Raw genomic sequence first — 22,370 nt, forward strand, 5'->3', positions numbered from 1 at the left:
GCCGGATTCTGTTGGACGCTGCAAGACACTCGCCGGCAGTGCACGCAGCGGGGCAATCCTGGTTTGCGAAAGCGCGGGTCGGGAGCTAGTATCGAAGCGGCACATGTAACTGGTTACGACAGGTTTTCTATCAGCCCGAAAGGCTCCGGTCGCATGCGATCCGGCCCAACGGCAGCGGGGGCGCTTCGCACAAATGGCTAGCCTTGCGCATGTGATTCGCGACTATCAGAACGGCGAGTTGTCACGTGACGAGTTCGTCGCTCAACTCGACAGCACGTTGACGACCGAAGGGCTCGGTCCCACGCAGCTGCTGGACATGCTCGGCGTCGCGCATCGCAAATCCCCTCTGCCCGACGATCTCTATGCCGAAGTGCGGCGGCGTATCGAGCAGTTGCGGGTCTCGAACGTGGCGGCCGGCGGCGAGGAAACCGGCATGCAGACCACCGTCGAGATACCGTCGGTACGCCCGGCGAGCAGTGCAAACCCGGCAAGCCCGGCAAGCGCAGGCAGCGCCGCCGGTGTGCCGGAACATGACCAGATCAAAGGCACCGGCGACACGCTGAACAACCGCTTCGTCCTCGAGGAATGCCTGGGCGTCGGCGGGATGGGCACGGTGTACAAGGCGCTCGATTTGCGCAAGCTGGAGGCGTCGGATCGCAAACCCTATGTCGCGATCAAGGTGCTCAACGTCCAGTTTCGCGGCAATCCGAATTCGCTGGTCGCGCTGCAACGCGAGGCGCGCAAGGCGCAGGTGCTCGCGCACCGCAACATCATCACGGTGTACGACTTCGACCGCGACGGGCCGATCGTCTACCTGACGATGGAGTACCTCACCGGCAAGCCGCTCAGCCAGCTATTGCGCACGCCGGGCTATAAGGGCATGCCGGTTCGCGCCGCGCTGCCGATTGTGCGCGGCATGTGCAATGCGCTGGCCTATGCGCACGAACACGGCTTCGTGCATTGCGATTTCAAACCCGCCAACGTCTTTCTCACGACGAATGCCGAAGTGAAGGTGATCGACTTCGGCATCGCCCGCGTGTTCCAGCGGCCGGAAGAGGAGAGCGACGCCACCGTGTTCGACCCGGGCAGCCTCGGTGCATTGACGCCCGCGTATGCGAGTCCGGAGATGATCGAGCATCGCGAGCCGGACCCGCGCGACGACATCTACGCGCTCGGCTGCATTACGTATGAATTGTTGACGGGCCACCATCCGTTCGACCGATTGTCGGCGACGCAGGCCCGCAATGCGGACTTCAAACCGCTGCGTCCACCTAATCTCGATGCGAAACAGTGGCGCGCGTTGCGCGCCGCGCTCTCGTTCGATCGCAACACACGTATGCCGAGTGTCGTGCGTTTCATCGCGGAGTTCGACAACGAAGCGCGTGCGGAGAAGTCGGGTACGTTGGTCAAGGCGGGGTTTGCGGGTTTCGCGGTGGTGTGTGCCGCCGCTGTCGGTGTGTTTGCTTTGCGATCAGCGCCGAATCGGCAGAGTGGCCCACAACCGGCTTCGGAAGCGCCAGAGGTTCAGGTGGCTTCGACGGCGACGCCTGTTTTTGCCGCACCGGTAGCGACCGCGCCGGTGCCGCCGTCAACGGCCGCGCCAGTTGCATCCGCCCCGACGCAAGCTCCTGCACCTCCCGCGCCCAAACCCGCGCTAACCTTAGCCGCCGTCACACCGGTTCTCGCACAGGTGCCGTGCTCGGCGCTGTCCGCTTCTGCACAAGACCATTCGTTGACGGTACGCGGCTACGTCTCGCAACGCTACGGCGCAGCCCATTTGAAGGACACGTTGGCGGCATTGCCGGGCGTCGACACGCTGACGCTCCAGGTCGAGCCGCTCGCGGACGACAAATGCGACATGGTCAAAGCGCTCGCTCCCTACTGGACCCGTAACTGGCAGGCAGGCCACGTTGCGTCGCTGCATGTACGAACGCCCGGTGGCCAGTTGAGCGAAGGCGATCCGCTGGTGGTCGACGTGACGACGCCCGGTTACGACTCGTACGTGAACCTCGACTACTATCAACTCGACGGCAGCGTCGTGCACATGGTGCCGAGCCCGCGCGCGAAGGACAATCAGGCGCCCCTGCACTATGCGGCCACCATCGGCAGCGCGGGTGACTGGATTATTTCGAAGCCGTTCGGATCGGAGATGGTGGTGCTGCTGATTACGCCGGCACAGCTATTCGACAAGCCGCGGCCCGAAAGCGAGTCACGTGCCGATTATCTGCGTGCACTGGACACACGGCTTGCACAGATCGCCGGTAAATACGGTCAGGATCATATCGTTGCAGACTTCGCGCCGATCACGACCAGGCCGCACGCGCCTTAAGAGACGCGCGGCCTCGCATCACTTAAGGTCCTTGACCACCCTGAATCCATCCTGTGACTGGCGCACGCTCGAACTGTATTTGAAGCGTGTCGCGCTCAGCATGTAGCTTCCGCCTTCGCGCCACGAGCCGCCGCGGATCACCCGCATATCGCACCCTGGGCTGTCCCACGCGTGGCCGTCGGCGGGCGCGCCCTGATAGGAGTTGTGCCAGCAGTCGGCGACCCACTCCCAGACGCTGCCGTTCATGTCATACAAACCGACCGGATTCGGCGCGAACGACCCGGCAGCTTCCGGACCTTCCTTGTGCCACGGGTCGCCGCAGTCCTTGCAATTGGCGTTGCCCTTGCGCATCTGATCGCCCCACCAGTAAGCGGTCGTGGTGCCGCCACGGTCCGCATATTCCCATTCGGCTTCGGTGGGCAGGCGGTACGGTTTGCCGGTCGTTTTGCTCAGCCATTTCACGTACTGTTGCGCGTCGTCCCAGCTGAGGTCGCGTGCCGGCGCTGCCTTGTTCGTATTGCTGTCGGGCGTCAGTTTCTGGCAGGCGTTCGCGGTGACGCACGCGTTCCATTGCTCGACGGTCACCCCGTATTTGCCGATCGCGAACGGCGCGCCGATGGTCACGTGATGGACGGGTTTCTCGGAGGGATCGTCGGAATTGCTGCCCATCGAGAACGCGCCTGCGGGCAACGCAATCATGATCGGGCAGGTGGCGCAATCGCGGCTTTCTCCCGCGCCCGGTGGATGCACTGCAGGCTTTTGTGCGACGGCCGCCGTGACAGCGGCCGCGGGTGGGGCGGTCGTTGTAGTGGGCGTCGCGGCTGGCGCTGCCGCATGCGGGTGGTCTTGCGGCGCGGCGCTGGCGGGTGGCGCCGGCCGGGCGACTTGCGGTGGCGGTGCAATCGGCGGTGCAACAGATGGCGAAGCGGACGGCGCACTCGCCGCCGCTGCGGCGCGCAGCCGGTCGATGCGTGCGTGGGCGAGCGCGGCAAAGCGGCCATTCGGATAGGCCTTCAAATAAGCCTCGTAATCGCCCGGGTAGTTGCTGTCCTTAATGGAATTCCAGAAGGTGATTTCGTATTGTTCGCTGCTGTCCTTCGGCAGAATGCCTCTACTGTGCGGCGCGGCAATGGGGTCGTCTCCGGTAGCGGAAATGAGCGCAGCACCTGCGCCGCGAGATACCGGCCCGCTCAGGCTCGCGTTCCCAGCAAGCGATGACGCGCTCCACGGCGTCTGCTCACCGCCAGTCACCTCGCTAACCCGCGTTGCGACGCGTTGAAGCAATCCCTCAAGACTGGGCGACGAAGAAGCGTCGTTGAGTACGCGCAACAGTGCGTTCGTATAGACGCCATGATGGGTGCCGTCCGCCGCAAACCCTCCCGGCGCCGTGGCATAGGCAATCACGGTATTAGCGGGCAATGCGGTTTTTTCGAGCGATACGTCGCGGGAGAACGGATTGTTCAGGCATGTATCGAGAATCACGAGATTGAGTGCGTCGGCACGCGGCACGCGCATCGCCTGCAATACGGTATTCAAATCGACGCCCTCGCTGACCAGCCGTGCCGGCGCGCCCGCATCGAGGCCGGCTGGCACAAGCAGCGTCTGCCGGCCGATTTGCAAGCCGTGTCCCGCGAAATAGAAGAGGCCAGTGCCGCCGCCTTGCAGACGTTGGCCGAATTCGCTAATGGCTTGCCGCATTTGCTGCGGCGTCGCATCGGTGCGCATGATGACGTCGAAGCCGCGCGCACGCAGCGTATCGCGCATGGCTACAGCGTCACGCGGCGCATTTTCGCTAATCGCGCCTGCGTGATGGCCGTACGCGCCATTGCCGATTACCAGTGCGATGCGCCTAGGCTGCGGATTGTCCTTTTGCAGTGTGAGCGGCGCAATGAACGCGGCCGTCGTATGCGCAGCGGCGACACCAGGCGCCACGCTGTCACGCTGCGCCGCGGCATAAACACTGCCCCAATGCGCCTGAATCGCCCCGGCCATGCACACCAGCAGGAATGTTCGCCACATATTCGTATCCTGTTTGTCCCGGACAGAACATAGGGTTTCGACGACCGCGACGCCCGCATCGGCCGTTGGAGTGGATCGGGCGCGGCATGCATGCCGCTATCGACTTTCCATCGACAACCTATGAATAACGATAGCACGCAGTTTGCGCGTCACAATGATCCGCACATCGTCAATGCGTTATACGGTTAACGAGTGTGGCGTATCTTTTTGGCAAGTTACGACCTAAGCTAATTCACAAAGTAGGGCTGTACGACCGTTTTAATAATGCTGCCGCTCATTGACGTTAACCCGCGACGAAAACCCGCCACGTGAATCCACGTGAACTCACGTGAAACGATGCGAGTGCCCGCGACATCCAGCCGGAGCGTCCGGCCTGCGCCTGGCGCAGCCGAGGCGGCTATGAACATTCTTCGGGAGAGTGCGCAATGCGAAGAACCTCCACACCCCGCGTGCTCGATATACGTCACAGACCGATGGCGATGCGTGCCGCGTTTTTCATGGCCTGGCGCGTCACCCTTTTCCTTCTGCTCGGTATCGCGTCACTGTCTGGCTCCGCGCTTGCCGAACAAACGCCTTCGCCGCCGGGCGCCGAGGAATACATCATCTGGCCGTCGGACGGCGCGGTGATTCACGGCGGCAAGCTGTGGGTGCGCATGGGGCTGCGCAACATGGGCGTGTGCCCGAAGGGCGTGGCGATTCCGAACACCGGGCATCACCATCTGCTGATCGACACCGACCTGCCGCCGCTCGACCAGGAAATTCCGTCTGACCGCAATCATTTGCATTTCGGTGCGGGTGAAACCGACGCGCGCATCGAGTTGCCGCCGGGCAAGCACACCTTGCAGCTCATTCTCGGCGACCACAACCACGTGCCGCACGTGCCGCCGGTATATTCGAAGAAGATCACCATCACCGTACTAAAAGACTAGCTGTCCCGTTCCTTCAAAACGGGTCCGCCAGGACGGAGAGACCACCATGTACAGGATCATCGCGCTCGCGGCACTTGTGACATTGGCGTCGCTGGCCTTGCCGAATCTCGCCATGGCCGGCACGACACCCTCGCCTCCCGGCGCGCACCTCTATATCGGTTATCCGAACGATGGGCAGGTCGTGCCGGCCAATAAACCGTTCCGGGTATGGTTCGGCTTGCGCTATATGGGCGTGGCGCCGAAAGGCGTCAAGTATCCGAACACGGGGCACCACCATCTGCTGATCGATACCGACCTGCCTTCGATGGACCAGGAAATTCCTTCGGATCGCAACCATCTGCATTTCGGTGCGGGCGAGACGGAAACGATGATTCAACTGCCGCCCGGCAAGCACACGTTGCAACTGCTGTTGGGCGACGACATGCATATACCGCACAATCCGCCGGTGTACTCGAAGAAGATCACGGTCATTGCGCGTTGACGGGGTATCGATACAAGGCGGCTTTCTCGTTTCAGTGTCACGTCGCAACCAACATCGTCGCGCGCGTTGTTGGTTGCGATCCACCAGCTCCAACCTGTCGTCTCGTCGCCGTCGTGCTGCGCCCAGCGGCATACCCTCCCCGAAGTCCTTTACTGACAGCCGTCCGGAAGATTTCTTAGGATCGGAAATCAAAGCTGGCACAGCCCATGCGTTAGTAACACTCGAGCAGACAAGATGCTCGAACCCAACCGCAAGACTGCGATAGCCCCTTCCAGGAGATTTACCATGAACACGCTGATGATCAAAGACCTGTCCCTTACCGAACAACTCGACAGCAAGGCCATGAGCGCCGTGCGCGGCGGCTGGGGCTACCCGTCCACGTCGTACTTCAACTTCACCCCCGTGTATGCGCCGAACAACAGCAAGACCGTCGACGCCACCCAACTGATCAGCACGACGATGAACATTCAGAACGCCAACGGCAACAACGCAGCGTTCGTCGCCGGCGTGACCACCACAATCGACCCGCATGTGAGCTCGAGCAACAACATCAACGTGTATTGAACGGCGCAGGCCGCCGCGGAGGCTCTCAGGCCTCCGCGGGACGCGGACCCACAACGCGTCAAAAAGATTTCGCATCCATTCGTTCTTTCCACACGACCCCAGCGTCACCGCCCGATCCCCGCGCCAACCTTCCTGACCCGCTTCGATGGTGAAGCCGGGCAGGACATGCTTTACTTAAATAGCGCGTTCTTCTCGTGCAGCGTAGCCGGCGTCATCGGAGACAATCGTGTCAGCGTTGCTTGATTCAGTGGTCGGTCAGCGCTTTTTCAACGCTTCGGCGCACCGCTGCGCTGACCGTCGGCCGGCGAGTGCGAGCCGCATTGCCGCGGCGTTACGTGGACTCTGCGCCGCAACGGCCTGCGCGCTTTCGCTGGGCGCGTGTATCGACGTCAGCATGCCCGCCTACAAGCGCCCCGATACGCCCGCCAAGACCGCTTGGTCGGATCAGAAAGGCTCGCCGGTATCGGCGGCCGCGACCATCGAACCGGACTGGTGGAAAGGCTTCCACGATCCGTATCTGGACACGCTGGTCGCCAAAGCGATCGCAGGCAATTTCGATATCAAGGTGCTGGCCGCGCGTATCGACGTGGCCAGCACGCAGATCGGCGAGGCCAAAGCAGGCGCGTTGCCGACCATGGATCTCGGCGGCGGCGCCGATTTCGAAAAGAGTACGGGGCAGACGTTTTCCAAACAGTACAACGTCGCGACGCAGGTGAGCTGGGACATCGACATCTGGGGCAAAGTTGAGAAGGGCGTGCAGGCGCAAAAGGCCGAATTCCACGCGAGCGAAGCAGATTGGCGCGCCGGTTATCTGGAACTGGTGGCAAACGTCTCGAGTACCTACTTTCAGATCCTGCAATTCGACGACCAGATCGAGCAGCAGCAACAGACGCTCGTCACGAACCGGCAGATTCTCACCATCTACGACGGCCAACGCCGCAGCGGTCTTGTGCCGCAAACTCAGGTTTTGCGCCAGCAGGCCGAGATCAACCGCTTGACGAACCAGTTGCTGGAACTGCGCCGCTCGCGCGATCTCGCGAACAACGCGCTATGCACGCTGCTCGGCGTGCCGGCGGGCGAGTTCCAGTTGCCGAAAGGGCATTTGCAGCAACGCGTGCAACTGCCCGTGGTGCCCGACGGTTTGCCCGCGCAACTTCTTGCGCGGCGCCCCGACGTGGTGGCCGCCGAATTCCGGGTGCTGGAGGCCTACAACCTGGTCGGTCAGGCCAAGCTCGCGCAACTGCCCACCATCAACCTCACCGGGCACGGCGGCACCGCGAGTTTCGCGCTGACCGATTTGCTGAAGTCGTTCACCTACGGATTCATGCCCAGCATCAACATTCCGCTGCTCGATCCAGGCGTGCGGGCCCACGTGAAGGTGACGCAAGCTCAATCGACGGTCGCCGAGCAACAGTACCGCGTAGCCGTCATGGGCGCGTTCGAGGAAGTGGAGAACGCGCTGGTCAATCTGAATTCGCACAAGGCGCAGCGGCTGGAATTGCAGCAGGAAGTATCGCGCCTGCAGATCGTCGCCGATCAGATCCAGTCGCAGCTGCGCCTCGGCGTGGTGTCGCAGCTGGAAGTTTTCGAAACTGAACGGACCTTGCTGGAAGCGCAGCAGGAACTGCTTGCCAACCATCAACTGATTCTGTCCGACACGGTGTTGCTCTACAAGGCGCTGGGCGGTGGCTGGCCGAGTGTGGATGTGCAGGCGGAAGTAAAGGAACACTGAGCTAATCGCAGACGTGGCGGGCGCGTGGCGTATTTCGGCTGCATATGACGTATGAATGGCCCTTACAACCCGCGATCTGCAAATTGACACTTGCCATGCGTGACTTAAAATTTGTAAGGAGCCCGGTTCGTGACGGCTCACCAGAACATCCGCTATTCGCCGTAGTTCTTCATGCCGTACCTGTTGCGCGCTCGGCGCAACGGGTAAACGATTAGTGATCCAGATAAAATGACCATCGGCGAAGCTCCTATTGCTGAGATGCGCGCGACACTGGACGCCACGTTCGACGTGGTGCTGTCGCCGGTCGCGTCCGCGCAGCGCCCCGCGCTCGACACGATCCGGATCGTCGACAACCTGTTCGCGATCGGCCGCAGCGAGGTGCCGTTTACCGACTACCCCGCCGAGCGGATCACCCGCCTGTCGCGCCGTCATGCGCGGATTTTTACGGAGCACGGCGCCGTCTATGTCGCCGACCTCGGTAGCAAGAACGGCACGACACTCAATGGCGTTGCGGTGCGGCAAGCCCCCGCGCGGGTGCGTGCCGGGGACGAAGTGTGCTTCGGCGGCGAACTCTGCTATCGCGTGAGTATCGAGCCGCGCGCGCGGATTGTCGCCGCTTCAGGTGCGGCACCCGCACCGGATCTGGTGCTGGTGCCGCAGCGCGACGACCTCGGGCTTCAGCCGATCGAGGTGCTGGCGTTCCCGTTTCTCGTCAGCAAAGCGGATGAAATCTTCTCGCGCTACAAGGATCGCTATCCGCACCAGGTCAATTACATCTCGCGGCGGCACGCGCACATCTTCCTGAAGGGCGGCGAACTCTACCTCGAAGATCTTGGCAGCACCAACGGCACATTCGTCGGTGGAAAGCGGCTTGACGAAACCGCGCTGCCGCTTGTGGAAGGGGACCTCCTTGCATTTGGCGGTGACCACTTCGTCTACAGGGTGACGTTGCCAAAACCTCCCGAAGTCGAGCCGACCGTGACCCAGCTATGCCTCAATCCCGCTGCCGACGAAGCCGCCGATACCGACAAGACCACCTTCGTTGCCGCCGCGCATTCGTTCCTCGATATCTTCTGCGTCGACCCGGGGCTGCAACGTGAAGACGAAATCAACGAGGCGGCGCAGACCGCATCGGCGCATGCGAAGCGCGACACGCCGGCAGGCGGTGCGGATGGCACGAACCGCACGAACGGCACGAATGGCACGAATGGCACGAACGGAACCGGCAGAGCAAATGGCACGCATGCCGCAAACGGCTCACATGGCATGAACCCCGTAAAGGGCCGGCCGCGGCGCTGGCGTCTGCTCGCGGGCGAACTCAGCAAGGCCTTTGCAAGTGGCGATCCCATCATGGAGCGTCGCGCCGTCTGGTGGAGTGGCGCAGCCTTCGCGGTTCTGGTGGTCACCGCGCTGATCCTGTATATGCGCGGCTCGTCTGAGCGCGACTTGAGAAATATGCTGGCGAGCGGCGATTACACCAGCGCGGTGACGGCGGCAAACGGCTATCTGGCGAACCATCCCGCCGACACAAAAGTCAGCGCATTGGCGAGCGAAGCGCTTCTGAAGGCGAAGCTCCCCAGCTGGCTGATTGCGCTGCAAAAGGCGCAGTTCGACCAGGCGGACGCGCTGCTGAAGGAAATGAGATCGTTGAGCGCGACTAACGCGGACGCCGCCTCTCTGGTTGGCGAACTGCAATGGGTGGGCGACCTGGAGCGCTTCGTGATGGGGCGCGGCGGGGCGGACGCGCCGATCCGCATGTACGCCGACGAGGCCACCATCAACGGCCTGCTGCAACGCTGGGACGACGACGCGAGAAGCCATCAGCGCGCACTCGACCGCATCGCCTCGTATGTGCCCATTTTTGCTGAGCCGTACGCGCAGGCGCTGAGCCATTTGCGGAAACTGGAAAGCGACGATTCAGTGTACCTGGCCGCCATCGACCGCCTGAACGGCACCATTCGCACCGAACTGGCGCGCGACAAGCCTGATGCGCTGCCGGCCGTCCTCGACGATTACGCGCAGCGCTATCCGCGTCTCGCCGGGCTCGATCGTGTCCGGGAAGATTTGCGCCACTACGCGGACGTGCTGAACGCCGCGCTCGGCCGGCAATTGACACCGTTGCTCGCCTTGCTGAAAACGGTGCGTTTCAGCACGCCCCCATTTCAGGCGCAGTTTCAACAACTGGCCGCAAGCCGCCTGCCGTCGCCGGACGTCATCCAGCGACATGACGCGGCGAGCGCGGCGTGGCAGCGCGGCGATACCCAGCAGGCGCTGGGCGACTTGCAGGCCATGCCTGCGGGGCCGTGGTCCGATGTGATCGCAGCGGAACTGGCGCACAAGAAAGCGTTGCTCGACCAGTTCGCCGACCTGCAGAAGACCCGCGGCGGCAAGGATTACGACGAACGCCTGCTGTCGTTCTACGCCAGTCTCGATCCGGCGGCGGATGTGTGGTTCGTGCAATCGATCCAGAAAGACGTCGCCGCTTTGCACGACAAGGCGCTGGCGCGGGCGCAAGACCTGCTGCTGCGCGCGCAGAGCCTCTGGAAGCAGTATCGGGCGAGCGGTCCGATCGGCGGCACGCAACGGCTGGAAGGGGGAATTTCGCCCGGCTTTCGCAGCGAGGCGCGTCTGCTTTCCGATGCACAGTCCGCCGCGCAACAGGGCATGCGCATCTACACGCAACTGAAGGCGGATCATCCCGCCGACTTCGACCGCCTGCTCGCCGATATCGATGCCGAAGCGGATTTGCAGCGCCGCTCGCTGACAGAGTTGCGCATGGTGCTGGACCCTGGACTGTTGAAGGCGAAGCTGGCATTGATCGGAGGCGAGCAGAGTGAAACGCGACAGTCACCTTAAGCCCTTATCGGAGGCGCTGGAGGACCACAGCGTCGAAGGCATCGCGATTCTGACCACGGAACCGGTGCGGCTCGCCCGTGCGTTGATCTGGGCGATGGTCGCGCTGGTGGTGGCCGGCCTGTTGTGGTCGTTCGTGGGGCGCGCGGATGTGATCGTCAGCGCGCAAGGCACGCTCTCGCCGGAATCGGAGGTGCGCCGCATTTATGCGCCGATCGACGGCGAGCTCGCCGATCTGTACATCGCCGAAGGGCAGCCGGTATCGAAGGGCGACGTGCTGGCGCGGCTGAATGCGCGCGGTGCGATCGAGGCAGCGAGCAACGCGCTGCAGGCGCAACTCAAACTCGAAGATGCCGAGCGCGACTGGAAGCAGTTCCCGGCGAAGAAGGCGCTGATGGAGCGCAAGGCGGCCGCGCTAAAGGCGCAGTTGGAAGTGGAAACTCATCTACACGAAAATCGCATTTCCGAAGGCACCACCAAACTCGCCGAAGGCCAGAAGGCCGAACTCGACGAAGCCCGCAGCGCGCTCGACAACGCGCGCCGCGTGCGCGAGGCGGCGCGTCAGGAACTGGACCGCTACTCGCAGCTTTTCGCGCAACCGGGTGGCGGCGGCATCGCTGAGTTGCAGGTGGAGCAGAAACGAACCGCCGCGATGGAGGCGGATAACGCCTACCGTGTCGCGCAATCGAAACTCGCGGAACTGGATTTCCGCCTGAGTCACGAATACGCGCAGGCTAATGCGCAACTCGAAGCCAGCGGGCAGCAGACCACGGACCTGCAACTCCAGTACGACTCGGCAGTCCGCGATATCACCGACGCGGAAGACAAGCTGCGCCTGCAATTGCAGACCGCGCGCCTCGTGGCCGAAGCCGCCGCGCGGATCCGTTTCGAGAACATCGACAAAGACAATTTCCTGCTGATCCTCGCGCCCGTCTCCGGCGTCATCACCGACGTGACCTCCACGCAGCGCGGTGACAAGATCCAGGCGAACGCACCGCTCGGCGGCATCGCACCGAAAGATGCGAAGCCGGTGCTAAAGATCGAAATCGCTGAACACGATCGTGCTTTTCTGCACGAGGGCCAGCCGGTGAAGCTGAAATTCAACGCGTTTCCGTACCAGCGCTATGGGCTGATCAACGGCACGCTTGCCTATATTTCGCCGGCCACCAAGCCGTCCTTGCAGGACAAGCAGCCGGTGTATGAAGGACGCGTCACGCTCGAGAAGAACTACTACCAGATCGCCGACACCCGCTATCCGCTGCGCTACGGCATGACGGCGAACGCGGAAATCGTGGTGCGCGAACGGCGCCTGATCGATCTGGGTCTCGATCCGTTCAGGCAGGTGGCGGGTTGAGTGCGCCGATTACACGTCAATGAAAGGAGCGGATGACATGACCGCGATAGTGCGAATCGATGACGAAGTCGTGGACGTTGCCGAGTTCATTCGTCTTCTGAAATTGACCGGGCAGTTCGAGAGCCTGATCGAGCAGATTGTGCGCGACAAGCTCACGGTGCACGCGGCAAAAAAGCAGGGCATTGCCGTCACCGCGGACGAAATCCAGCAGCGTGCCGACCAGTTCCGCCGCGTGCGCGGCTTGCATCGCGCGACCGATATGAATCAGTACCTCGATGCGCTCGGCGTGAGTCTCGACGAGTTCGAGGCGTTCATTACGGACGGGCTGTATCAGGAGAAGATGCTCGACGTGGTCGGCAACGAGGCGGCGATCAAGGATTACTTCGCGCTGAATTCGCCGAAGTTCGACGCGATCGAGGTGAGTCATATCGTGCTCGACAGCGAGGGCAAGGCGAAGGAAATGATCTCGTACCTGCACGACGATCCCGACAGTTTCGCCGACATGGCGCGCGAACATTCGATTGCGGATACCCGCGAAGCGGGCGGCGTAATCGGCAAGGTGCTGCGCGGATCGTTGAAGCCGGATATCGAAGCGAAGATTTTCAATGCGGCGGTGGGCGATCTGCTTGGGCCGTTTCCTTCCGCGGATCGCTCCTGCTTCGAGATTTTTGCCGTGACGGCGAAATATCCGGCGACGCTCGATGCGGACGTGGCCGCCGAAGTCAGGCGTCTGCTGCGTGAGAGTTGGCTGATTGCGCGCGCGCAGGAGCATGTGATCGAAGCGCGCTGACTGCGAATTTCGTAACGTAAAGCAAGGTAAAACCGAACCGGGATCCGCAAGCACATGGATGCACCTCAGACCGCGCCTTCCGCTGCCGAGTTTCTCACCTCGGTGGAAATCCTTTCGCCGTTTTCGCGCGACGAGATCGAGCGTCTTGCCGAATACGCGCAGGCCCGCTTCTATTCGTTCGGCGAAGCGGTGTGCTCGGCAGGCGACACGGCCGACGGCCTTTACGTGGTCCGTTCGGGCTCGGTACGTATTTTCACCGAGGAGCATGGTAAGGAAACCAGCATCGGCGTGCGCAAGACCGGTGAGATTTTCGCCGACATTGCGATGTTGCGCGCCTATGTGCATGAGGCCTCGGTGCGCTCGTCGGCGAAAACTGAGTTGCTGTTCATTCCTCGCGCCGCGATCGAACCGGTGCTCGCCGGCAATCAGGCCGCGCTGGCATTTATCGCGAGCTACGTGGCGATCAGCTCGGCCGGCGGTTTCGTCGCGCAGTTGTTCGATTTGCGCGGCAAGCTCAACAAGACGGAACTCGAAGAATATGTGCGTAGCGTTGGCGTGAAAAGGGTGGCCGCAGGCAAGGAGATTCTCAAGCAGGACGGGCGCGACGACCGGCGGCTCTATGTGGTGCGGCAAGGTGAAGTGCGCATAGTCCGTCACGAGGAAGGCCACGACTACACTCTCGCGACGCTAGGCGAAGGCGAAATCTTCGGCGAAAAAGCGTGCTTGATGCGGCAGGAGCAGATGGCGTCGGTGGTGGCGACGACCGATACACGGCTGCTGGTGATCCCGGAGCGCACCGTCCATTTCATTCTGGAGCGCAATCCGAAGCTGCGCGAAGTCCTGGATGAGCGGATTCGTTACGGCGACCGCGAATTGCAACGGCAAAAGCGCCTCGAACAGCGGCGCAAGTTGCCGTTGATGCTCGACTTACAGACAAAGCCCGAGTTCGGTGAAAAGGTCATCAAGCGCTTTGCGCTGGTCGAACAGGCTGAAGAAATGGATTGCGGCGCCGCGTGTCTCGCCATGGTGTGCCGCCACTACAACATCCCGATGACGCTCGGCAAGCTGCGCGAACTCGCCAACGTCACGACGCAAGGCGCGACGCTCGACAGCCTCGCGCGCGCGGGTGAATCGCTCGGCTTCACCGCGCGCGGCGTGCAGTGCACCTTCGATTCCTTGCGCGGTTTCGATCTGCCCTTCATTGTGCATTGGGAGGGATACCACTATGTGGTGGTGTACGGGCTTTCAAAGGAATACGTGTGGGTTGCCGACCCCGCACTCGGCTTCAGGAAAATGTCGGTTGAAGATTTCGAGCGTGGCTGGAGCGGCACGTGTCTGCTCTTTACCGGCGGTCCGAATCTCTTGCAGATGTCGGCTGCACGTTCGCCCTGGATACGCTTTGTTGGCTATCTCAGACCGTACAGGAAGATTCTCGGCCACCTGTTCCTTGCCACCTTCGTCATTCAGGTGCTCGGCGTGATTCCGCCGCTGATTATCCAGAACATTCTCGACGGCGTGATCGTGCATCAGAACGTCAGCCTGCTGCATCTGCTGATCGGCGGCTTGATCATCGCCAACGTATTTTCGCAATTGATGTCGTCGATTCGCGCGTATCTCGCGAACTTCATGGTGCGCAATATGGACTTCGCGATGATGTCGCAATTCTTCAAGCACACCATGTCGCTGCCGTTTTCGTTTTTCGCCAAACGGAAAACTGGCGACATCTTCGCGCGCTTCCAGGAGAACCAGACGATCCGCGCCTTTCTTACCGAATCCACCGTCACCACCGCGCTGAATCTGCTGATGGTCTTCATCTACTTCACGATCATGTTTGTCTACAACGTGAAGATGACGCTCGTGCTGATCGCGTTCGTGATACCGATCATGGCTTTGACCGCGCTCGCCACACCGAAAATCAAGAACTACGCGCGTGAGGTATTCACCGCATCGACCGAATCGAAGTCGTTTCTGATGGAAGCGCTTGCCGGTGTCGAGACCATCAAGGGCATGGGCATCGAGCGGCCGGTACGGTTGAGATGGGAGAAGAAATACGCGAAGGCGCTCGAAGTGCAATACCGGGCACACGCCTTCAGCATTCTCGTTGGGCTGGGCAGCCAATTGCTGAACGCGGCGACCACGATCGCTATCCTTTGGGTCGGCGCGAATCTGGTGCTGGCGCGCGAGATGACCATTGGTCAACTGATCGCGTTCAATGCGTTCATGGGCAGCGTGTTGGGCCCGCTAATGGGACTAGTCGGCCTATGGAGCATGTTGAACGACGCGGGCGTGGCGATGGAACGCCTCGGTGACGTGCTCGATATCGAGCCGGAACAGAAACCGCAGGATTTGCCGTCGCGCGTGATGCTGCCCGAACTGCAAGGCGAGATCAGCCTCAACGGGGTCTATTTCCGCTACGGCGAGAACGATTCGGCCTATGTGCTGGAAAATATCAGCTTCGACATCAAGCCCGGCGAACTGGTGGCGATTGTGGGCCGCAGCGGTTCCGGCAAGACGACGCTCGCCAAGCTGCTGGTTGGCTTTTACGCGCCGACTGAGGGCAAGATGACGATCGACGGCTACGACCTCGGTGTAGTCGATAAAGCCTATTACCGCGCGCAGATCGGCTATGTCATGCAGAGCAATCTGCTGTTTTCCGGCACGATTGCCGAGAACATTGCAAGCGGCGACGACGCGCCCGAACGGCGCCGCATTGAAGAAGTCGCAAAGATGGCCGACGCGCACGCATTCATCAGCAAGATGCCGCTCGGCTACGAGCAGATTGTCGGCGAACGCGGCATTGGCTTATCCGGCGGGCAGATCCAGCGGCTGTGCATTGCGCGGGCGCTGTATCACGACCCGCGTCTGCTGGTTTTCGACGAAGCGACCTCGGCGCTGGACTCGCAATCGGAAAGCAATATCCTCGGCAACATGCACGATATTCTGAAAGGCCGAACGGCGGTGATCATTGCGCATCGGCTCAGCACCATCATGCGTGCAGACAAGATTCTGGTGCTGTACGAAGGGGCGATCGTCGAACAGGGCCGTCACGATGAACTGATCCAGCGCGGCGGCATGTACTACCAGTTGGTCCAGAAACAGTTGAGTGCGTGATGAAGATACTCGACCAGGTAGAAGAGCTCAGCCCCGCGATTTCGTACGCGGGTTTGATCGAGCGTATCGAGATTTTGCGTTCCACGCTGCGCTGGTCGTCCCGGCTCGAGCGCGCCGATATCGACAAGCTGCTCCGGCAAGCCACCTCGTTGCGCGACGAGGTCATGCAGCTTTCGCACAAGGAGCGCTTCGTCCAGGCCGCGACGGCTGCGGAGCCTGCCGCGTCTGCCGATCAATCGCGGGGCGCGCGTAGAAAGGCGTTGATCGAGCGCAGTTTCATTTTCGAAGGCACCTTCGGCGACAATCCGCGTTTGCTCGAATCGCTCGAAATCGCCGAGAAGGCGGCGCCGACCGATTTGCCGGTGTTGATCGACGGCGAGAGCGGCACCGGCAAGGAACTGATGGCGAAGGTGATTCACGCGAATGGTTCGCGCTCGGACAAACCATTTATCTCCGTGAATTGCGGTGCGATTCCGGACAATCTGCTGGAATCGGAATTATTCGGTCATCGCAAGGGCGCGTTCACCGGGGCCTCGAATGACCGCAAAGGCAAATTTGAAAGCGCGCATACCGGCACGATCTTTCTCGATGAAATCGGCGAGTTGCCGCTGGCCGGTCAGGTGAAGCTGCTGCGTGTGCTGGAAGCGCACGAGATTCAGCGTGTGGGCTCAGACGAAACGATTGCCGTCGATACACGCATTGTCGCGGCGACCAATCGCAATCTGCGGCAACTCAGCGAGGAGGGCAAGTTCCGCGAGGATTTGTTCTACCGTCTGAGCGTGATTCACGTCACCTTGCCGCCGCTGCGCGAGAGGCGCGATGAGATACCGCTGCTGATTGCGTGGTTCGGCGATGAGGCCGCCGGTACGCTAAAACGCAGGCCCGTCAGATTGACGCCGCGTCTGCGGGACTTTCTGCTGAACTATGCGTACCCGGGCAATATCCGCGAACTGCGCAACGTGATGTATCGCGTGTCATGCCTGGCGGGGGAGATGGCGGATATCGACCATCTGCCGGTGGATATGCGGCCGGCCGCGACCGGTTCAGCCACGGCTTCGTTCAGTGCAGCCACAACGACGGGACAGGAGCCCATCAGCGTGGCGAATCTGATGTCGCTAAGCGACGCCAAGCGCGCCGCGAGCGACGACGCGGAAAAAGCCTTCCTGGAGCGGGGCCTGCGTGAAGTGAGCGGCACGGTTGCGGAACTGGCCCGGCGCATTGATATGAACCGTTCGCATCTGCAAATGCTTCTGAAGAAGCATGGCCTGCATTCAAAGGATTTTCGCAATCGCCATGCGCCGCCTGTGAGCAAAAACGGCGCTGACGAGCTCGACGAGGAAGACGGCGATACCTGATGCCGAGTGCTTGATGTCGCTGGTCAATCAGCTTGGAACTTGCGATGGCCAGCCCCGGGTGTATTCTGCGGCGTACGCAATGGATAGGCGCGAACCGTATCCGGAGGCACTCCATGCATGAAGAAAGAATACGTGAAACCTTGAATGCGCACTGGCAGGCGTCGGCGGCCGGCGATCTCGACGCAGAACACGATATTTACGACGACGATGCCATCTGTGACTATCCCCAATCAGGTGAACGCATCCTCGGGCGAATGAATTTGCAGGCGTTGCGGAGTCATCATCCAGGCAAGCCATCAGGTTTCGATGTCAGGCGAATTCAGGGAGAAGGTGACCTTTGGATCACGGAATACACCATCACGTATGAGGGGCGAGCGGCTTATACGGTCAGCATTATGGTGTTCCGCAACGGCAAAGTCGTTCACGAGACCCAGTATTTTTCGGACCCTTTCGAAGCACCGTCCTGGCGGAGTCAATGGGTTCAGAAGATCGCGTGACGTGGCGTTGAAGCTCCATCGGCGATTCGGACACCGCCCTACCTATGCAAGCGCGCCTGCAATCGAACCTGCGCCCTCAAGCCGCGGGGTTCAGCAGGGTTTTGTCAGATGCGTATGGATCCTCAGCTTGCACCACCACCGCGGTGACGTTGTCACGTCCGCCGTGCGCAATGGCCAGTTCGACCAGTTCATCGGACGCGCGCTCACAGGCCACGTTGGTCAACACCGCCAGTATTTCCGCATCGCTGACTTCGTTGCTCAGGCCGTCGCTGCATAGCAGGAAGACGTCGCCATCCGCGACCTCGATTGCATCGTCATCGAGTTCAAGCACGTCCGTGGCGCCCACGGCGCGCGTGATCATGTGCTGCGCGGGGTGGTGCCGTGCCTCTTCTTCGGTAATGACGCCGAGCGATTTGAGTTCCTCCACCTGACTATGATCGCGCGTGAGTTGCCGCAATTGTCCTTTGCGGTACAGATAGAGGCGGCTGTCGCCGGCCCATAGATAGCCGCAGAAGCGATCGCACGCGAGCAGGACGATGACCGTGCTGCCGATCCGCTGCACCTGGCGGCGTGCGGCTTCGTCCCGCAACTCGCGGTTGGCCATTTGCAGCCCTGCGCGTGCGTCGGCAATGCAGGTTTTCATGGCGAGCGGCGGCGTGAGCCGGCTCAGCGCATCGATCACCAGGCGGCTCGCCAGATCGCCGACCGCATGCCCGCCCATGCCATCGGCAACGGCCCAGCGCCCGGGTTCGGGCTGGGCGAGGCAGGCATCTTCGTTGATTTCACGGACGCGTCCGACGTCGGAACGCGCGGACGACGTCCATCGAAATTGGCTCGGACAGGTCACAAGGGCTACACCGTATCGTTTCTGCTGCGTGCGTCCGGGGCGACGTTGATATTCGAGTTCGCGCCGGTGTTGCGCACATCCACCGACTGGAACGTGTTGATCATCTGGTTAGCATAGAAGTTGTTCGAAATGTCGTACAGGTTCACGACCGGACCGATGCTCGGCGTTTCCCGCACATAGGGCTGAATCCAGCCGTACACCCACGGCGCACCGCCGCCGCCGCGAATCGCCGCCATCGCTTTACGGTCGAGTGCGAGGTTGAGCGAGAGGTCGTTCACAGTGATGGAAGCCATGTCGTTCTCCGGTTGGCCGCGTGCGTCGGGCGCGCGGTTAAAAAGGATCTGGACGAGATAGTGCAAGTGCTATGCCAATGTGCGGCTCGCGAGCGCGCTTTCTCGTAACGCGTTGATTGCGCGGCGCTTCCGGGCGCTTGTGCAGACAACGCCGGTTCATGCGACGGGGGAGAGGTCGGGACGCAGCCAACATTCGAGCGCATGCACCGGTGCAGGACCCAACACATTGAGCTGACGACCGCACGCTCGCGGACACCCTTGAGACCGGTTTATCGACGCCCCAAAATGATCGACACAGGCCAACACATCGGCTTGATTTCTGTCGGCTCACAGCGGACACCTGCTGCGTTAAAGGCCCCTCGCAATGCCTGCCAGCCCTTTAAATAAAGGCTTTTCCGTGCATGGCCCGGATGATGCAAAAGATCTCGCAACAGTGTTGGATATCGAAGCGAGGCTGGCCATGAACACGATTTCTCTCCCGACGAGCAGCGAAGGCCGCGACGTAGGCAGCAGCGAAACGTCGACCATCGACCTGCCGATCGGCGCGCATCTCGTCACGCAACGGCGCGGCTACGAACATCACGGCATTTACGTCGGCAACGGCCGCGTGGTCCATTACGCGGGCTTTGCGAGTTCCGCGCATCGCGGTCCGGTGGAGGAGGTGGAATTAAACCGCTTCGCCGCCGGTCATCCATTGACGATCCGCTCGACCCCGAGCGCTCGCTACGTCGGCGATGAAGCCGTGCGCCGTGCGCGCTCCCGCCTCGGCGAAAACCATTACCGCCTGCTGACGAATAACTGCGAACACTTCTGCGCATGGTGCCTGCTTGGCGAAAGCCGCAGCGAACAGGTGCATTGCTGCTTAAGGCATCCCCGTGCCGGCATGCACACGCTGGTGTGTCTGGTGAAGGCGTTTGTCGAACGCGCCGCGAACGATGGTCAGATTGCAGCCCAACTCGCATGAGCGGGCAGGAACGCGTTGAGGCATTCAAGGATTCAAGGAGCGCATCATGGTTGCCGTAGAAAAAACCTTGCACTGGGCCGTCGACAAATGGCTTGCGCCGACACCGTCGATGCCCGCGCGTGTCGTGCGGTTTTGCCACAGCGCGTCGCAGCATCGGCGCTACGTTTGCGTGGAAGCACTGCGGCCAGGCGGCTTGCTGTCGATCTTCTTTTTCCGTCATGACGACGGCTCGTGGAACGTATTCCCGCCGCAAGCCGAGCGTCCCGCCATGAACGGTCATCGCCGCGCGGCAGCGTGCTAGCTTTGTGTGCTTTGCGCGTGTGAGGCCGCTTCCTTGACGATCCACTGACTGAACAGCAGCATTGCCGGCGTCTTCGGTTTGCCCTTCAACCACGTCAGCCAGTAGTTGCCGGCATGCACTTCCACCTCGAATGGGCGCACCAGCCGGCCCGTGTTGATCTCGTGATCGAACATCAGCGCCGGCGCCAGCGCGATACCTGCACCCTGCATGGCCGCTTCCACCATGAGCCGCGAAGAATCGAACACCGGTCCGCGAATGGGTCGCGGCGGGATGCCGGCCGCCCTGAACCAGGTCGCCCAGTCGTCGACGCGATAGGAACGCAGCAAGGTTTCGTTGGCGAGATCCGCAGGGTCGGACAGACGCCTCGCGATCTCAGGCGCGCACAGGATCGCAAGGGGCGCGTCGAGCAGGCGGGTGGCGAGCGAGCCTGGCCAGGTCCCGTCGCCGAAACGAATCGCGAAGTCGAGTCCTTCGGTGGCGAGATCGACCAGATTGTTGTTCGTCAGCAAACGCAGTTCGACAAACGGATGCGCGTCGCGAAACGACTTGAGCCTCGGCATCAACCAGCCTACCGCGAAGGTGCCCACCACGCCGACCGTCAACACCTCGTGAAAGTGACCGCCTTCGAACTGCTTGAGCACGGCTTCGATGCGATCGAATGCATCGGTGAGAACGGGCCGTAGCGCCAGGCCTTCGTCCGTCATGGCCAATCCGCGCGGCAGACGTTTGAAGAGGGCGGTGCCCAGCCGTTCCTCCAGCGTCCTGACCTGCTGGCTCACGGCCGCCTGGGTGACGTTCAATTCGAGCGCGGCGCGCGTAAAGCTCAGATGTCGCGCGGAAGACTCGAAGGCGCGCAGCGCATTCAACGGGAGATACGGTCTCATGGCGGAAGCATAAGATTTTCTAGGGGATCGACTAACTTATCATCGTTTGCCAGCGGGCGCCGAAAAACCGATAGTTTCGGCTTCATATAAGGAGCGGCGATGGTCACAAGACGGAAGTTCGCGGGCGCGATGCTCGGCGTTTCGATAGCTGGAGTTGCGGTTGGGAGCGGCGGCGCGTTGGGGAAAGTGGTGAAGGCGGGCGCTGCAAAGCAGGGCGGCGGCGTGGCCAAAGCGGACGCGATCCGTCAGCGGCTCGCGCAGATCGAAGCGGAAAGCGGCGGGCGGCTCGGCGTTTCGATCGTCGATACGACGTCCGGATTGCATGCCGGTCTACGGACGGACGAGCGTTTTCCGATGTGCAGCACATTCAAGCTGCTGGCGGCGGGTTTTGTGCTGACGCGCGTGGATCACGGGCAGGAGAATCTGGAGCGGCGCGTCGTGTTTTCCAACAGCGATCTTGTGCCGTACTCGCCGGCTACCAGCCAGCACACCCGCGAGCGTACCGGTGAGGCGGGGATGAGCGTCGCCGACTTGTGCAAGGCGGCCATTACGCTCAGCGACAACACCGCGGCCAATCTGCTGCTGGCGAGCTTTGGCGGCCCCGCCGCTTTGACCGCGTTCGCGCGTAGTCTCGGCGATGGCATCACGCGTCTGGACCGCAACGAGCCGACGCTGAACGAAGCGACACCCGGCGATCCGCGCGACACCACCACGCCCAACGCGATGCTCGGCAATCTGCGCGAGCTGCTGCTGGGCGAGCGCTTGTCCGCGTCGTCGCGTGCGCAATGGCTGGCCTGGCTCGCCGCCAACCAGACCGGCGGCGAACGGATTCGCGCGAAGCTGCCCAAGGATTGGGGTGTCGGCGATAAAACCGGCACCGGGGATCACGGTACGGCAAACGACGTCGCGATTCTGTGGCCGCCGGGACGCGGGCCGATTCTCGTGGCGGTCTACCTCACGGAGACGAGCGGCGATGCGGCGCGCTGCAATGCGGCGATTGCTAATGTCGGCGCGCTGGTGGTGGCGTCCGTCTGATGGTGTAGGGCCTGCTCAGTGTGTCCTCGTCA

18 protein-coding genes and 1 pseudogene are annotated in these 22,370 nt (G+C 61.8%); 14 read left to right on the top strand and 5 right to left on the bottom strand.

All coding sequences use genetic code 11. From position 1 onward, the window contains the following. Nucleotides 1-193 precede the first annotated feature (193 nt). On the top strand, nucleotides 194-2,329 hold the full coding sequence (locus tag KHO23_RS12550) for a serine/threonine protein kinase (protein ID WP_211611545.1): 2,136 nt from the start codon (nucleotides 194-196) through the stop codon (nucleotides 2,327-2,329). Between the two features lie 18 nt (nucleotides 2,330-2,347). On the opposite strand, the gene KHO23_RS35630 is transcribed toward KHO23_RS12550, so the two are convergent. Together KHO23_RS35630 and KHO23_RS35635 are read right to left on the bottom strand one after the other, a co-directional pair. After that, nucleotides 2,348-3,028 (bottom strand): formylglycine-generating enzyme family protein, encoded by a 681-nt coding sequence (locus tag KHO23_RS35630; RefSeq protein ID WP_407946052.1) that lies wholly within the window; start codon nucleotides 3,026-3,028, stop codon nucleotides 2,348-2,350. Between the two features lie 519 nt (nucleotides 3,029-3,547). Next, nucleotides 3,548-4,348 (bottom strand): annotated as a pseudogene (locus KHO23_RS35635) (caspase family protein); the annotation flags it as partial. A 425-nt stretch (nucleotides 4,349-4,773) separates the two neighbouring features. Between KHO23_RS35635 and KHO23_RS12560 the strand changes: the two are divergent. The 10 genes from KHO23_RS12560 to KHO23_RS12605 all read left to right on the top strand — a co-directional run bounded on the left by KHO23_RS12560 (nucleotide 4,774) and on the right by KHO23_RS12605 (nucleotide 18,014). Next, nucleotides 4,774-5,277 (top strand): DUF4399 domain-containing protein, encoded by a 504-nt coding sequence (locus KHO23_RS12560; RefSeq protein ID WP_211611547.1) that lies wholly within the window; start codon nucleotides 4,774-4,776, stop codon nucleotides 5,275-5,277. A 46-nt stretch (nucleotides 5,278-5,323) separates the two neighbouring features. Beyond that, nucleotides 5,324-5,758, top strand: a complete 435-nt coding sequence (locus KHO23_RS12565; RefSeq protein WP_211611548.1) for a DUF4399 domain-containing protein — start codon at nucleotides 5,324-5,326, stop codon at nucleotides 5,756-5,758. Between the two features lie 285 nt (nucleotides 5,759-6,043). Beyond that, nucleotides 6,044-6,322, top strand: coding sequence for a hypothetical protein (locus KHO23_RS12570; RefSeq protein ID WP_211611549.1), 279 nt, complete (start codon nucleotides 6,044-6,046; stop codon nucleotides 6,320-6,322). A gap of 319 nt (nucleotides 6,323-6,641) precedes the next feature. Continuing rightward, nucleotides 6,642-8,054 carry an efflux transporter outer membrane subunit gene (locus KHO23_RS12575; RefSeq protein WP_211611676.1) on the top strand — a complete coding sequence of 471 codons (1,413 nt, stop codon included), beginning with the start codon at nucleotides 6,642-6,644 and terminating at the stop codon, nucleotides 8,052-8,054. A gap of 228 nt (nucleotides 8,055-8,282) precedes the next feature. Beyond that, nucleotides 8,283-10,910 (top strand): FHA domain-containing protein, encoded by a 2,628-nt coding sequence (locus KHO23_RS12580; RefSeq protein WP_211611550.1) that lies wholly within the window; start codon nucleotides 8,283-8,285, stop codon nucleotides 10,908-10,910. After that, entirely contained in the window at nucleotides 10,888-12,261 is a 1,374-nt protein-coding gene (locus KHO23_RS12585; protein ID WP_211611551.1) for an HlyD family efflux transporter periplasmic adaptor subunit, read from the top strand. Before KHO23_RS12580 ends, KHO23_RS12585 begins: the two co-directional genes overlap by 23 nt. 37 nt (nucleotides 12,262-12,298) lie before the next feature. Next, a complete protein-coding gene (locus KHO23_RS12590) occupies nucleotides 12,299-13,051 on the top strand; it encodes a peptidylprolyl isomerase (RefSeq protein ID WP_211611552.1) in 753 nt (250 codons plus the stop codon). Nucleotides 13,052-13,105: 54 nt separating this feature from the next. After that, on the top strand, nucleotides 13,106-16,162 hold the full coding sequence (locus KHO23_RS12595) for a peptidase domain-containing ABC transporter (protein WP_211611553.1): 3,057 nt from the start codon (nucleotides 13,106-13,108) through the stop codon (nucleotides 16,160-16,162). After that, complete coding sequence (locus tag KHO23_RS12600) at nucleotides 16,159-17,517, top strand: sigma-54 interaction domain-containing protein (RefSeq protein WP_211611554.1); 1,359 nt, start codon at nucleotides 16,159-16,161, stop codon at nucleotides 17,515-17,517. The genes KHO23_RS12595 and KHO23_RS12600 overlap by 4 nt, the downstream gene beginning before the upstream one ends. 113 nt (nucleotides 17,518-17,630) lie before the next feature. Beyond that, nucleotides 17,631-18,014, top strand: a complete 384-nt coding sequence (locus KHO23_RS12605) for a nuclear transport factor 2 family protein (protein WP_211611555.1) — start codon at nucleotides 17,631-17,633, stop codon at nucleotides 18,012-18,014. 76 nt (nucleotides 18,015-18,090) lie between these two features. Here the strand turns inward: KHO23_RS12605 and KHO23_RS12610 are convergent, their stop codons facing one another. Together KHO23_RS12610 and KHO23_RS12615 are read right to left on the bottom strand one after the other, a co-directional pair. After that, nucleotides 18,091-18,861 carry a PP2C family protein-serine/threonine phosphatase gene (locus KHO23_RS12610; RefSeq protein ID WP_211611556.1) on the bottom strand — a complete coding sequence of 257 codons (771 nt, stop codon included), beginning with the start codon at nucleotides 18,859-18,861 and terminating at the stop codon, nucleotides 18,091-18,093. Between the two features lie 5 nt (nucleotides 18,862-18,866). Next, complete coding sequence (locus tag KHO23_RS12615) at nucleotides 18,867-19,154, bottom strand: hypothetical protein (protein ID WP_120296566.1); 288 nt, start codon at nucleotides 19,152-19,154, stop codon at nucleotides 18,867-18,869. A 460-nt stretch (nucleotides 19,155-19,614) separates the two neighbouring features. On the opposite strand from KHO23_RS12615, the gene KHO23_RS12620 reads away from it, so the two are divergent. Further along, nucleotides 19,615-20,118 (top strand): lecithin retinol acyltransferase family protein, encoded by a 504-nt coding sequence (locus KHO23_RS12620; RefSeq protein ID WP_211611557.1) that lies wholly within the window; start codon nucleotides 19,615-19,617, stop codon nucleotides 20,116-20,118. A gap of 46 nt (nucleotides 20,119-20,164) precedes the next feature. Beyond that, on the top strand, nucleotides 20,165-20,419 hold the full coding sequence (locus tag KHO23_RS12625) for a hypothetical protein (RefSeq protein ID WP_211611558.1): 255 nt from the start codon (nucleotides 20,165-20,167) through the stop codon (nucleotides 20,417-20,419). Here KHO23_RS12625 and KHO23_RS12630 read toward each other — a convergent pair. Beyond that, the gene (locus tag KHO23_RS12630) at nucleotides 20,416-21,303 is read right to left on the bottom strand and encodes a LysR family transcriptional regulator (RefSeq protein ID WP_211611559.1); all 888 of its coding nucleotides are present in this window, start codon (nucleotides 21,301-21,303) and stop codon (nucleotides 20,416-20,418) included. The genes KHO23_RS12625 and KHO23_RS12630 overlap by 4 nt on opposite strands. Nucleotides 21,304-21,402: 99 nt before the next feature. On the opposite strand from KHO23_RS12630, the gene bla reads away from it, so the two are divergent. Continuing rightward, the gene (gene bla / locus KHO23_RS12635) at nucleotides 21,403-22,338 is read left to right on the top strand and encodes a class A beta-lactamase (protein ID WP_211611560.1); all 936 of its coding nucleotides are present in this window, start codon (nucleotides 21,403-21,405) and stop codon (nucleotides 22,336-22,338) included. Nucleotides 22,339-22,370 lie beyond the last annotated feature (32 nt).

Origin of the sequence: Paraburkholderia haematera, from assembly GCF_905220975.1 — a bacterium.
GTDB lineage: Bacteria > Pseudomonadota > Gammaproteobacteria > Burkholderiales > Burkholderiaceae > Paraburkholderia > Paraburkholderia haematera.